This is a genomic window from Burkholderiales bacterium, from assembly GCA_013695435.1.
Lineage (GTDB): Bacteria > Pseudomonadota > Gammaproteobacteria > Burkholderiales > JACMKV01 > JACMKV01.
The window spans coordinates 1-12,772 of the sequence record JACDAM010000145.1 but is presented as its reverse complement, the minus strand read 5'-3'; the positions used below and the strand labels follow the sequence as shown (position 1 = coordinate 12,772).

At 60.8% G+C, this 12,772-nt stretch carries 14 protein-coding genes; 6 read left to right on the top strand and 8 right to left on the bottom strand.

Going from position 1 to position 12,772, the window contains the following annotated elements; genetic code table 11:
• Window positions 1-179: 179 nt before the first annotated feature.
• Window positions 180-1,391: a tyrosine-type recombinase/integrase gene (locus H0V78_07620; GenBank protein MBA2351645.1), complete on the bottom strand. Its 1,212-nt coding sequence runs from the start codon at window positions 1,389-1,391 to the stop codon at window positions 180-182.
• 99 nt (window positions 1,392-1,490) lie between these two features.
• Entirely contained in the window at window positions 1,491-2,051 is a 561-nt protein-coding gene (gene radC / locus H0V78_07615; GenBank protein MBA2351644.1) for a DNA repair protein RadC, read from the bottom strand.
• A 146-nt stretch (window positions 2,052-2,197) separates the two neighbouring features.
• On the opposite strand from radC, the gene coaBC reads away from it, so the two are divergent.
• From coaBC to H0V78_07585, 6 genes are all read left to right on the top strand, one after another.
• Complete coding sequence (gene coaBC, locus H0V78_07610) at window positions 2,198-3,409, top strand: bifunctional phosphopantothenoylcysteine decarboxylase/phosphopantothenate--cysteine ligase CoaBC (protein MBA2351643.1); 1,212 nt, start codon at window positions 2,198-2,200, stop codon at window positions 3,407-3,409.
• Entirely contained in the window at window positions 3,406-3,855 is a 450-nt protein-coding gene (gene dut, locus H0V78_07605; GenBank protein ID MBA2351642.1) for a dUTP diphosphatase, read from the top strand. Before coaBC ends, dut begins: the two co-directional genes overlap by 4 nt.
• Window positions 3,855-4,226 carry a CbiX/SirB N-terminal domain-containing protein gene (locus tag H0V78_07600; GenBank protein MBA2351641.1) on the top strand — a complete coding sequence of 124 codons (372 nt, stop codon included), beginning with the start codon at window positions 3,855-3,857 and terminating at the stop codon, window positions 4,224-4,226. Before dut ends, H0V78_07600 begins: the two co-directional genes overlap by 1 nt.
• A 174-nt stretch (window positions 4,227-4,400) precedes the next feature.
• Window positions 4,401-6,437 (top strand): hypothetical protein, encoded by a 2,037-nt coding sequence (locus H0V78_07595; protein ID MBA2351640.1) that lies wholly within the window; start codon window positions 4,401-4,403, stop codon window positions 6,435-6,437.
• A complete protein-coding gene (locus H0V78_07590; GenBank protein ID MBA2351639.1) occupies window positions 6,438-6,866 on the top strand; it encodes a TssQ family T6SS-associated lipoprotein in 429 nt (142 codons plus the stop codon).
• A 137-nt stretch (window positions 6,867-7,003) separates the two neighbouring features.
• Window positions 7,004-7,462, top strand: a complete 459-nt coding sequence (locus tag H0V78_07585) for a DUF192 domain-containing protein (protein MBA2351638.1) — start codon at window positions 7,004-7,006, stop codon at window positions 7,460-7,462.
• 58 nt (window positions 7,463-7,520) lie between these two features.
• Here the strand turns inward: H0V78_07585 and H0V78_07580 are convergent, their stop codons facing one another.
• From H0V78_07580 to H0V78_07555, 6 genes are all read right to left on the bottom strand, one after another.
• The gene (locus H0V78_07580) at window positions 7,521-8,108 is read right to left on the bottom strand and encodes a superoxide dismutase [Fe] (GenBank protein MBA2351637.1); all 588 of its coding nucleotides are present in this window, start codon (window positions 8,106-8,108) and stop codon (window positions 7,521-7,523) included.
• A 126-nt stretch (window positions 8,109-8,234) separates the two neighbouring features.
• Entirely contained in the window at window positions 8,235-10,010 is a 1,776-nt protein-coding gene (locus H0V78_07575; protein ID MBA2351636.1) for a bifunctional protein-serine/threonine kinase/phosphatase, read from the bottom strand.
• A 56-nt stretch (window positions 10,011-10,066) separates the two neighbouring features.
• A complete protein-coding gene (locus H0V78_07570; GenBank protein ID MBA2351635.1) occupies window positions 10,067-11,350 on the bottom strand; it encodes a NarK/NasA family nitrate transporter in 1,284 nt (427 codons plus the stop codon).
• Window positions 11,325-11,693 (bottom strand): nitrite reductase small subunit NirD, encoded by a 369-nt coding sequence (nirD, locus tag H0V78_07565; GenBank protein ID MBA2351634.1) that lies wholly within the window; start codon window positions 11,691-11,693, stop codon window positions 11,325-11,327. The genes H0V78_07570 and nirD overlap by 26 nt, the downstream gene beginning before the upstream one ends.
• A 63-nt stretch (window positions 11,694-11,756) precedes the next feature.
• Window positions 11,757-12,518, bottom strand: a complete 762-nt coding sequence (locus H0V78_07560; protein MBA2351633.1) for a serine/threonine-protein phosphatase — start codon at window positions 12,516-12,518, stop codon at window positions 11,757-11,759.
• 76 nt (window positions 12,519-12,594) lie between these two features.
• Window positions 12,595-12,772, bottom strand: a 178-nt coding sequence (locus H0V78_07555; protein MBA2351632.1) for a hypothetical protein, incomplete at its 5' end; no start/stop codon positions are given.

Here is a 12,772-nt window from a genome sequence, read left to right as displayed (position 1 = left end):
GTGCGTTCTGACGATTTTGGCCACACCCTGGCGGGCCTTATCCCTGCTTAGAAGGGATCGCCATGTTTTCGGTCTCGGTGTATATGTAAGCGCAGCCATGATGCCGACCTTCCTCATAAGGTTGCTTTGTGGTTAGGCGGCTGTGGTGGTGAATACACCTCGGCCGCCGCTTTCCCAGATTACCGTCCGGGCATTTTTCTGATCGGCGTGACATTTCGACCAGCCTTTAGCGAGTCTAAATAATCCGCCCACGTCTGCATCATTGCCCTGCGCTCGTCGAGATACTCGGCGTGGTTGTATGACGCCCTGGTTTTGTTACGCTCCTTGTGCGCTAACTGGCGTTCGATAACTTCGTTCCTGAATCCCATTTCATTTAGGTGCGTTGATCCAGTCGCGCGAATACCATGTGGTGAGAAACTCTTTGTATAGCCCATCCCCGCCATTGCCTTCCAAAAAAGTCCCTTGGAGGCCGGCCTGCCTGGGTTCCGTTTATTGGGAAAGAGAAACTCGCCTTGTTTGTTGATGCGAAGGGACGTAAGCAACCTCAAGGCTTGGTCAGACAAGGGAACTGTGTGCGGTTGACGCATCTTCATACGCGCAGACGGAATCCGCCAGAGCGCACCGTCTATATCTATTTCATCCCACTTTGCGCCTATTATTTCGGTGGATCGCACCAGCGTCAGCAACGCCAGCCTTAGCCCAATTCTGTTAGCGGTCTCGGCGGACCCAGACGCTTCGGTCTTGACCAGGAATTCGGCGAGATCTGCACGAGAAAATGCATTGTGGTGCGCTGTCTCTCGCTGCTTTAGCGAGCCGCGCAAGACCTGGCTTGGATCGCTGGCGGCTCGTAAGGTGGCCATCGCGTAGCGAAACACAGACCCTATGCACTGGCTCATCAGCGCAGCCATGGTTGGCGCGTGCTTCTCGATATCCTTGGTGATCGCCAACAAATGGGCGGGTGACACCTGCCGAATTGGGAACTTGCCGATTTCAGGAAACACGTAACGCTGTAGAGCGTTTGTCCGCTGCGTGAGACTTCTTGCAATCCAGCGGTCGGAATTATGTGCCAGCCATTCCCTGGCCACCGCTTCGAATGTGTTCGCGTCCTCGGCCTCCCGCTTCACGCGATTCAGCTTTCGCTCGCGGGACGGGTGAGTTCCAGCTCGTATCAGCTTCTTGGCTGCCGCGCTCTCGGCTCTCGCTCCCACAAGCGTTATCTCGGGATAACTGCCGATTGCGAATAAATTTTCCCGGTGATTGATCCTGTAACGCAGACGCCATAGCTTTGCGCCGGTCGGCCTCACCTCAAGATACAAACCCCCTCCATCGGTCAATTTGACCGGTTTTTCTCGCGGCTTCGTGTTTTTGATCTGTGTATCGGTAAGTGCCATTGCGGGGTCCTGGGCTGGTTTTGATACCCGCAAAGATACCCGCTTTTCCCGTGGATGTAAACGAAAGCTAACAAACGTTATCGGACCTAAAACAGGGTGTTACTGAGTATGTGCTGCGGATTGTAAGACGGAAGGATGATTATGGGCGAAAATCACCGCCGCAGCGTTATGGTAAAGCGCGCGTTTGACCACTTCGCGCGGATATACGCTGGTCTGCGTCAATGTCCCGCGGAACAGCTCTTCGCTCGCGATCACTCTATTCTGGGCGTCGAGAAACAAGGCGACAAACACTTCATGCGGCCGGCCTTGCAACGCCAGCCGCAGGTAATCGCGCACCGTTTGCGGCGAATTCATTGCGTCGCCGCGGGTGATTTTCTCCTGCAGGGCGCGCCGCGCCATTTCGAGCACCGCCTGAAGCTGCGCGTATTTAGCCGGACCGAGGCCGCCGATCGCGCAGAAATCCGCCTGGGACGCTGCAAAGAGCCCGCCCAGGCCGGCAAACCGCTGCATCAGTTCACGCGCGAGATCAACCGCGCTTTTGCCCGGAGCGCCGGTCCGCAAAAATATCGCCAGGAGCTCGGCATCCGACAGATTTTGCGCGCCCTTGTGCAACAGCTTCTCACGCGGCCGTTCAAGCTCTGGCCAATCATTGATCGCCATATCGTTTCTCCCTCCGGGTTGCGCTTCGCGACGTTAGCAAGGCGCCGGATTTCGGCTTAACATAGGCGTCCCGCTCCATCCCATTCATCCGAAGCAGGCGCTGCGCCGGCCCGGACGGATCATACGTAAAGCAATCGCAACTCACTATGGGCGCATCCCGACATCGTTTGCTGCTCGGCGTCACTGGCGGCGTCGCGGCCTACAAAGCCGCTGAACTCGCGCGACTGTTGCAGCAGACCGCCATCGATGTGCAAGTCGTGATGACGGCCTCCGCGCAACGCTTCGTCGCGCCGCTGACCTTTCAGTCTCTGACCGGCAATCCGGTCATGACTGACATGTGGAACGGCACCGGTAGCGGCATGCCGCATATCGACCTGAGCCGGGATTGCGATGGCATCATCATTGCGCCGGCCTCGGCCGATTTCATCGCGAAACTGGTCACAGGCCTTGCCGACGATCTGCTTTCCACGCTTTGCCTGGCGCGTGAGTGCCCGCTGATGATCGCACCGGCGATGAATCGGCAAATGTGGGAAAACGCGGCAACGCAACGCAATATGCGGCAGCTCGAAGCCGAGGGCGTGGCAATCGCCGGACCGGCAGCCGGCGCTCAAGCCTGCGGCGAAACCGGCTTTGGAAGGTTGCTGGAAGCGCCGGAACTTGCCGCCGCGATCGAGGCTTGGTTGCAGCCGAAACTGCTGCGCGACGTGCGTGTACTGATGACTGCCGGCCCGACTTTCGAGGCGATCGACGCTGTGCGCGGCATCACCAACCTGAGTTCGGGCAAGATGGGCTACGCCATAGCGCAAGCGGCAATTGCGGCCGGCGCCGACGTTACGCTGGTTTCCGGACCCACCTGCCTGGCGGCCCCTGCGCGAGCCCGCTTGATCAATGCGACGAGCGCCGCCGAGATGCTGGCCGCCGTCATCGCCGAGGTGTCGTCGTGCGCCATTTTCATCGGGGTCGCCGCGGTCGCCGACTACAGCGTCGCAACGCCCAACTTGCAAAAAATCAAGAAGACAAAAGATACGCTGACGCTGGAACTGGCGCGCAATCCCGATATTCTGGATTACGTCGCCAACCTGCCGCAGCCGCCGTTCTGCGTGGGCTTCGCCGCGGAAAGCGAAAACCTGGTCGAATATGCGCAGGAAAAACGGCGGCGCAAGAGGCTGCCTCTGCTGGCGGCCAATCTTGTGCAGGACGCGCTCGGCCGCGACGACAGCGAATTGATTCTGTTCGACGACGAAGGTGCGCATTCCTTGCCAAGAGCCGCGAAAAGCGTGCTCGCCGGGCAGCTCATTGCGCACGTCGCAAAGTTGTATCGCAAGCCCGCGCTCGCGGAAAAGCGAAAGGCCCCGTGACCCGAATCGACATCAAACTCCTCGACGAACGGTTGCGCGCCGCGCCGCCTGCGTATGCGACGCCGGGTTCCGCTGGTCTCGACCTGCGCGCCTGTATCGAAGCGCCATTGACCCTGGCGCCCGGCAGCGCCGAACTGATCCCGACCGGGCTCGCGATCCACCTGGCCGACCCGACCCTGGCCGCCGTCATCCTGCCGCGCTCCGGGCTTGGCCACAAGCACGGCATCGTGCTGGGCAATCTGGTCGGCCTGATCGATTCGGATTACCAGGGACAGGTGATGGTATCGTGCTGGAACCGCGGCGGACAGGCTTTCATGCTGCAGCCGATGGAACGCATCGCCCAGCTCGTTATCGTGCCGGTGCTGCAAGTCCGCTTTAACGTCGTAGACGATTTTGTCGAAAGCAGGCGCGGCGCGCTTGGTTTCGGCAGCACCGGACAGCACTGATGGCGGAAGTCGAAGCGATCGTGCTGTTCGGCCACGGCGCACGCGATGCCGAATGGGCCGAGCCCTTCCACAAGCTGCAACACATGCTGGCGGCGAGGAAGCCCGGCATTCCGGTTGAACTCGCGTTTCTCGAACTCATGCAGCCCTCATTGCCCGATGCGATCGCAAACCTGGCGAATCGCGGCATTGAAGCGATTACTGTAATTCCGGTATTCTTCGCGCGCGGCGGACATTTGAAGCAGGATGTGCCGCTCCTGCTCGCCGATATCGAAAAACGCCACTCTACGGTCAGGATCAAGCTGACGCCGGCGATCGGAGAAGTCGATATGATTCTGACGGCGATCGCCGCTTGGGCGTGTACAGTAGCGTAGCGAAAGCGGGCAGGTCGGGCGGCGGCGCGGATCAGAACCTTTTAGGCGCGGCAGGTTCTATTTAACCAGGGAAGTCACTAAAATCCGGGGTACTCAGGTAGCGGAGCGTTAGTCGCGTATAACTCAACGCCGATTTTCAACGGATTCAATCGGCATTCCAGCATCCGATTCCAAATGGACTTCACGATCTTCGATACGGGCGATCCAAAAAGCCCGGGCTCGGGCGAGCCCAAAACCACCGATAAAGCGCCAGGTAAAACCGCGGCGGGCGGCCCTGCTTCGCACGCGCAAACCGGTAGAGCCGCGCCAGAGGATAGCAAGAAATCCCTGCCGCCGCGTCCGGGGTTCTACGATCCCGACAGGCCGCGCTTTCCACGCGGTTATCTGCTCACGGTTTGCACGCTGATTATCGAGAATGAAGACGCCGAATCCAGCCGGATTCTGGCCAATCTGTTTCGGGCGCTTTACCAGGACGAAACGGCATTCAACTTTGCCGCCCTGAACCAACTCGGCGCACTGAACCGCGAACATGCCGAAAAGTTGATCGCAGCCAAGCTGGCCGGCGCTTATACACCCGTGGAATGGGAGCGCGCGTTTCGGATAATCGAAGAGTACGCCGATCCGTATCTGCCCACAGCCGCGGCGAACCCCGGCGCGCGCGAGGAAACGACCTACCGCGACGACGCGCCCGCCAATCTGCGCGGGCAGTATCCGGCGCCGCCACCCGTGGCGCCGTCCAAACCGCTGCCGCCGCCGGAGCAGGTTCAGAGGCAGCCTGCCATCACTGTGGAAAACCACGCGCCATTGACGTCACGGCTGCCAGAGCAGGTTCAAAGGCAGCCTGCAGGGCAGGCTGAAAAACAGTCTGAAAAAACGCCGCCCAGAGCAGACCTCGATCCGGAAAGAGCCCGTCCGCGCCAGCAATTCGAAAAGCCGGCTGCAGTACCCGGCGCCTCCGCTGTTAGAACCGAACCGCAACGCTCGCAGCCGTCGCCGGCCGAGCGGCCCCGTTCGATCCAGCAAGCCCGGCTGACGGAACCCACTCACGCGCCCGAGCGCACACAGGCAACCGAACGACAGCAAGCGCCACGCAAGATCCAGCCGCCGATTCAGCGCGGCGAGCCGCGGCAGAATTTCGCGCGAACCGACCCGCCCGTTGGTTTTATCAGAACCGAGCCGCCGCCGCAGTTCAGCGCAGGGCAGGACCGGGACGACAGGGACAGCAGGAACGGACCGGTGAACTTCGTTGTGCCGCCCGATTCGTTCCGGCAGCCTGGCAATGCCGATTTCGGCGCCGTGCGCCGTGAACCCATCATCAATCTCGATGTGCCGCTGCAGCCGGACCGGGACACGAATGATGAACCGGAGCGCGGCGGTCAGGACAAATTGATGTACGCCTTGCTGGCGTTGATCATTATCGCCGCCCTGGCTTTCGTCGCGATCAACTATTCCCTCTTTTACAAGGGCGGGATTCCGGGGCTCGGCAAGTCGGCGGAGGTTTCGCGGGTCCCGGAAGCGCAGGCGCGCAAGGTTTCGGCCAGCGCCGCTGCCTTGAGCGGACCAGTCGATCTCATGCCGGTCAGTCAAAAAACGGTGGTCCCACCACCGCGTTGGATGGCCTTTTCAGCGCCTCGGCAAACGGCGCAAGAACACTCCGAACCTTCCGTGACGCCAGCGCATACAGACAGCTTGGCGGACGAACCAGCAGCGGATATTTCGCCTGCCCTCACGGTCACGACGGATAAGCCTTCCGCATCTGTGTTTACAGCGGCTGAAGCGGCCGCTGAAGGGGAATCAGCGTCTCTGCAAAGCAGAAATCGCGTCCAGGGTGCGGCCGCCAGGGAATCGCCGGCCCGCCTCAGGGAATCGCCGGCCCGCTTTAGCGCGACTCGCGCGAAGGCGGTTGCGACTCGTGCGGGGGCGGTTGCCCCGGGCGCGGGCAACAAAGCGGCGCTCAACGACCCCTCGGCCGCGCGCCAGACGGCGGCGAACACGCCGCCAGATCAGTCCTATTTGACTTTCGCCATCTCGCCCTGGGGTGACGTTTTTGTCGACGGCCGCAGGCACGGCGCTTCGCCGCCGTTGCATCGGCTTGAGATCGAACCTGGCAAACACATTATCGAGATCCGCAACGGCGACTTGACGCCCTACCGCACCGTGGTCGAACTCGAACCGCGGGCAACCGTCAACATCCGCCAACAGTTTCGCTAGGTGCGCGGTCGCAGGCGTGCGGGCGCGTACCTGCTGCTGTCATTGGCCGCCGGCTGTGCGACGACAGCGGCAATCGAGCCATCCCCCGAAGTCGTCGCGCTGTTCTGGGGCATCGGCAAGCCGGATTTGACCAGCGGCATCAAGCGCTACCAGGACGGCGATTACGTGGCCGCGAAGTACTACCTGACGAGCGCGCTGGCCTCCGGTCTGGTTGTCGATCAAGATCGCGTTACTGCGCATAAATACCTGGCTTTCCTGTACTGCGCCGAGGGCGACATCAAGCTTTGTTACGATGAATTCGTGATCGCGCTCGATATCGATAGAGGCTTCACGCTGGCTCCCAGCGAAGCCAGCCATCCGGTGTGGGGAGTCGTATTCGATGACCTGAAATCCGGCGCCGACGAAGAAATCGATGCGCCGCGGAACTAGCGCGCGGGTCAGGAAAACCGCGCCCCTGCCGCTCGGCCGTGCTTCGACTTCGGTTCCCGCCAGCGAGAATGCGACGTGACGGTCGCGCATTCAGTAAGAGTGCGGGTGCTTACCTTGAGGGGACTTTTTCAACTGCAATGGCGCGTGCCGTTTTCGGTTTCGCAGTCATTGCCGCGTTGAACTGGGCCGCACCTGCTGTTGCCGACTCCCTGCCCGAGACGACGCTCCAGATCGGCGAACACGCAATCCGCGTGGAAATCGCGGATACGCCCACCTCCCGGAACCGCGGCCTGATGCAACGAAAAACGCTCGCCGAAAATCAGGGCATGCTATTCGTATTCGAGGAGGCCGCGCCGCATAGCATCTGGATGAAAGACACACCGCTGCCGCTTGCCGTCGCGTTCATCGACGCCAGCGGCAGGATTCTGAACATTGCCGAGATGCAGCCTTTCTCGCTCGACAATCATACTGCCGATGGCGATGCCCTGTATGCGCTAGAGATGAGGCGCGGCTGGTTTGCCCGACGCAGCATCAAAACCGGCGATAAAGTGGAGCGCCTCGAAACCGTCGAGCGCCTCGAAACCCTTGTCAAATAGCCGCGAATCCGGCTTGAAGGTTCTTGACCCTGACTACAGCGGCGCGCGCGGGCTACGCTCAGGCTTTACTGCTGAAATTCTTGTTGGCGAAATCCCAGTTGACGACGCTCCAGAAAGCTTCGAGAAATTTGGCGCGCGCATTACGGTAATCGATGTAATACGCGTGTTCCCAGACGTCGCAGGTCAATAGCGCGGTCTTGTCGGAAGTCAACGGGTTGCCCGCGTTCGAAGTCGTTTCGATTGCCACCGAGCCGTCCTTGTTTCTGACCAGCCACGCCCATCCCGAACCGAACTGACCGACTGCTGCTTCACTGAACTGCTTTTTGAATTCGCTGAAGCTTTTGAACTTGTTCAGAATCGCGCCGGCCAGGTCGTCGCCTGGATCGCCGCCGCAGCCCGGGCCCATGCAATTCCAGAAAAACGTGTGATTCCAGACCTGCGCCGCGTTGTTGAAAACCTTGCCGTCCGATTTGCGGATCACATCTTCCAGCGCCATATCCTGATACTTGCTGCCATCGATCAACTTGTTCAGCGTTTCGACATAAGTCTTGTGATGTTTGCCGTAATGGAATTCGAGCGTTTCGCGCGAGATATGCGGCGCAAGGGCTTCCATCGCATAAGGCAAAGGGGGCAGTTGGTGTTCCATGGGGAATCTCCTTTTTGTTCGTCGCAGGGGACGCTTGGATTCTATAGAACCTGACCAAAGGCCGCAATTTGCTTTCGTTCGAACCCCAGAAACGCAGCGATCAGGTGCGCCGGAGCATTTTCGGCATCAGGAAACCAGAATCAGATACACGAGCAGCAGATTGATCGCGATGGCGGCCGCCGCGATGCCCTGCCACAGCGCTTCCGGATTGCTGGTTACAAGGGGTGTACGCAGCGGCGGGACAACGCGGACGCGTTCGCCATTTTCGAGCGCCAGCAGAAATTCCTCAGCGGTTTCGAAGCGCTGTCTACGGTCGCGCGCGACCGCTTTCAACAAAATGTTCTCGAGCCATTGCGGCAAATCGGGGCGAACGCGTCCCGGCGATAATGGATTGCCGAAGCGCGGATGCTGGAAAGGCTCGATCTCGCCGTATGGGTATTTGCGCGTCAGTATTTCGTAAAGCGTGACTCCCGCGGCGTAGAGATCGCTTTGGCTGGTTGCGGGCTCGCCGGCATACAACTCAGGCGCCATATAGCTCGGCGTTCCGGGATTTCCGGCGCTGTTCCCTGATGCGGGATTCGCGGCAACGCCGACATCGAGTATGCGCAGACGTGCGTCGACCCCCAGGTGCAAATTGGCCGGCTTGATGTCGCGGTGCACGACGTGCAATCGGTGGAGCACGCTCAGCCCATTGCAGAGATGGACCCCGATTTGCACCGCTTCGGGAATGCTGAAATGGCGGCCGTGATTGAGATGCTGCTGCAAGGTCGCGCCTTCGTGATACGCCATCAAATAATAAAGAAAGCTGCGCGGCTCGGCGGGCGGCACTTGCGCAAAGTGAGGATCGACGAGGCGGCGCGCGAGCCATTCCTCGGAGAGCAGCGCATCACGCGCTTCCGCATCGTTGCGCAACTGCGGTTGCAGAGTTTTCAGCACGAGCTTCCTGCGATTCTCAGCGTGAGTCACGCGATACAGCAGCGTCTCGCGCGAATCGTGCAACACGGCATCGACAACCAGATTATCGATACGCGCGCCGGGCTTCAGACGGTCGGGCGGATGCAGCGCAAGGCCTGCGGCAACGAGATCGCGCCGATCGCCGGCCGGCAGCGCATCGACCCGCAGCACGACCGCGGTTGCGTTGTCGTGCCCGCCGTTTTCGAGCGCCGCGTGCACGATCGCTTCCGCGGCCACCGCCGGTTCGGCGCGCTGCGCGAGCAATTCCGCGATCCTGCGATCGCCGAGCGGCTGCCAGACGCCATCGCTTGCGATCAGGAACACGTCATGGCGCTCGATCTCGCCGTCGCTGATATCGGCGGCCAGATGCTCATCGAGCCCCACGGCGCGCCGCAGCACGTGCTGCATATCGGGTCGATCCCAGACATGATCGGTTGTAAGCTGCGCGAGCCTGGCGCCCCGCCAGCGGTAGATGCGCGTATCGCCGACGTGCGTGATCCAGTAGCGCCTTCCACGCAACGTCAGCATGCTCAAGGTCGATGCCATTCCCGCAAGCTCGCGGTGCGAGCGGCTTTGCGAAAGCAGCCAGCGGTTGACGGCGACCAGCACCTTATTGAGCGCCCAAGGAATTTCCCAGGTGTCGGGCGTGGCGTAATAATCGGTCAGCATGCCGCGCACGACATGATCGGCAGCTTCGCGCCCGCCGCCGTTGCCGGAAACGCCATCGGCGACGGCGAACGACATGCCCTTGCTGAAAAGCGCATCGCCTTCCGGAGTTACAGCGCCGAAGCTGTCCTCGTTGCGCGGCCGCTTGCCGGTTGCGGTCGCGTGGCCGAAAGTGACGGCGAGAAATGAAGAGCGAAAATCGGCGGCTGCAATCGAAAACCGGGGATCGGTAACTGCGGGTTTAGGGTCGCGAATCCCGGTTTCGGTGAATTGTCTGGTCATACTCCGGTTATGAAATCAGCAACCAGATCCTGAATCCTGGCTCCCGAATCTTGCTTTCAGATTCTCGCCGCCGTCAAATGCGCCGCGCCCCAAGTCGTGCGCCAGCGCGTTTTGACGCCCGTCAATCCGAGCAAGGCCAACAGCGCCAACGCGCCGAACAGCAGCAGGCCGATCTGGTAGCTGCCGGTCAGTTGCTTCGAATAGCCGAGGCTCGATGCCAGATAAAATCCGCCGATGCCGCCGGCCATGCCCACGAGGCCGGTCATGACGCCGATCTCTTTGCGGAAGCGTTGCGGCACCAGTTGAAACACCGCGCCATTGCCCATGCCGAGCGACAGCATTGCGAGCGTGAACACGACGAGGCCCATCCATGCTTGCGGCAAACCGAAGCTCACGATGAAAAGCAGCATCGCCGCGGAAATGTACGTCGTCGATAAGGTACGAATGCCGCCGACGCGATCGGCCAGCATACCGCCGAGCGGGCGCATCAGCGAGCCGGCGAACACGCAACCCGCGGTGAAATAACCGGCGACGACCGCGCTCAATCCGTACTGGTCGTTGAAATAAATCGTCAGGCTCGAAGCCAGTCCGACAAAGCCGCCGAAGGTCACGCTGTAGAACAACATGAACCACCACGCGTCGCGGTCTTTGAGCACGGCCAGATAAGCAGCCAGCGATTTCGGCGGTGGGCTGTCGGGCGCATCCCTGGCGAAGATGATGAACACCGCAAACGTGGCCAGAAGCGGAATCGCGGCCAATCCCAATACATTGTTCCATCCATAGGCCGCGGCCAGCCCCGGCGCGAGCAATGCCGCGATCGCGACACCGGAATTGCCGGCGCCGGCGATGCCCATGGCCGTGCCCTGATGCTCAGGCGGATACCAGCGGGAAGCAAGCGGCAGCGCGACCGCGAACGACGCCCCGGCGAGCCCAAGGAAAAGACCGAGAATCAGAACCTGCTGGTAACTTTCGACGCCGAAGAACCACGCTGCCAATAACGCCGCGATCACGATCGCCTGGCCGGCAACCCCTGTTTTCTTGGGTCCAAGATGATCGTTCAATACGCCCATCAAGAGGCGCAGCAGCGCACCCGCGAGCACGGGGGTTGCGACCATCAAACCTTTCTGAGCCGCGGTTAAACCCAGATCCCTGGCGATCTGCACGCCGAGGGGCCCGAGCATCACCCAGACCATGAAGCTCATGTCGAAATACAGAAACGCCGAAAACAATGTCGGCGGGTGGCCGGCTTTCCAGAACGAGGACTTCACTGACTTCTCCCTTGACCGATACAAAAAAACGCGGGAACGAGGCGATTCAAATTCGCAGGTAAACAGCGCCATCCTCGACTTTGACGCGGAATGACGGCGTGCAGCCTTCGTCAGGCGCAACCGCGTGGCCGTCGTCGAGCTGTATGTTCCAGTTGTGCAGCGGACACGCAACCTTGCGTCCGAAAACGATGCCTTGCGACAACGGCCCGCCTTTGTGCGGGCACTGGTCGCGCAGCGCGAAAATTTCGTTTTCGGCGGTGCGAAAGACAGCGATGTCGCCGCGCGCGCTTTTCACGACCCGCGCGCCCAGGCGCGGAATGTCATCAATGACGCAAACTTTCGTCCATGCGCCGTCGTGCCGGGACGGCGGCGATTCTGCCGCGTCGTCGACTCGCGCTACGTTAGAGTTGTGCATCAAAGTTGTCCCTCAGCGATCGTGCGCCAAAAGCAATCTGGGCAGGGTCACCGTAAACACGCCCTAACCGCAGCCTTCGACCAGGACTACCGCCGCAGTCGCGTCGTTCAGGCCCAGGTACTGGTTCTGCGTGAGTATCGATTCTTGCACGAGCTTATCGGCGGCTGCTTGCGGATTCGCGCACTCGAAAAGCGCGGCACGCAGGGCGCGATCGCCCAGCACCTCCCAAACGCCGTCCGAAACCATCAGGAACATGTCGCACGGCTCGATCTCGCCCTCGAGGAAATCGATAACGAGGTGTTCTTCCAAACCCACGGCCCGCCGCAGGATGTGGTTCATCGTGCGAACCGGCCAAACGTGGTCCTTCGTGATCTGCCGGAACCGCTCGCCGCGCAGATGATAAATGCGCGTATCGCCAACGTGCGCAACATGGTAGCGGTCGCCGACCAGCGCCAGCGCGCTCAACGTGCTCAGCATCCCCTCGTCGCTGTGTTGACTTTGCGCGCACATCCAGAGGTTGGTAGCACTGATCACTTTACTCAGCGCCTGGCGCACCTCGACTCTGGCTGACGTCGCGTAGTAATCGGTGAGCAGGCTGTAGACCAGAGACTCGGAGGCCCCGCGAGCGTCGGAAAGCCCGTCTGCGATCGCAAGCAGAATGCCCTTGCTCTGCAGGCGATCATCGTCGGGATGGACGCTGCCGAAGAAGTCGGCGTTGGGCCGCCCGGCGCAAGCCTCGCTCGCGTGTCCTACGTTGACCTGCAGCGACACCGCCCCGCTTTCGCTTCCTTGCTGCCTGAATACAGTCGACTCGAACATCTTCACGATTCGCCTCTCTCGATTGGAATACATGGGGCAGATTCCACCGCTGCCGTTGCGGACCCAGTCATCTACTTAGAGCTTAATGCGCATCGGGCAGCACGCCGACTTGCGGCATCCTGGCCAACCCCGTCTCGCGTGCGTGTTGCTCGAATCCTTTGTTGCGCCAGAAAAACGCGCCTGGCATGGTTGTCGGAATCACAAGCACGTAGAACAGCGCGCGGCCAATCAGGGTAAGCAGCACGATCAATGCGCCGGTC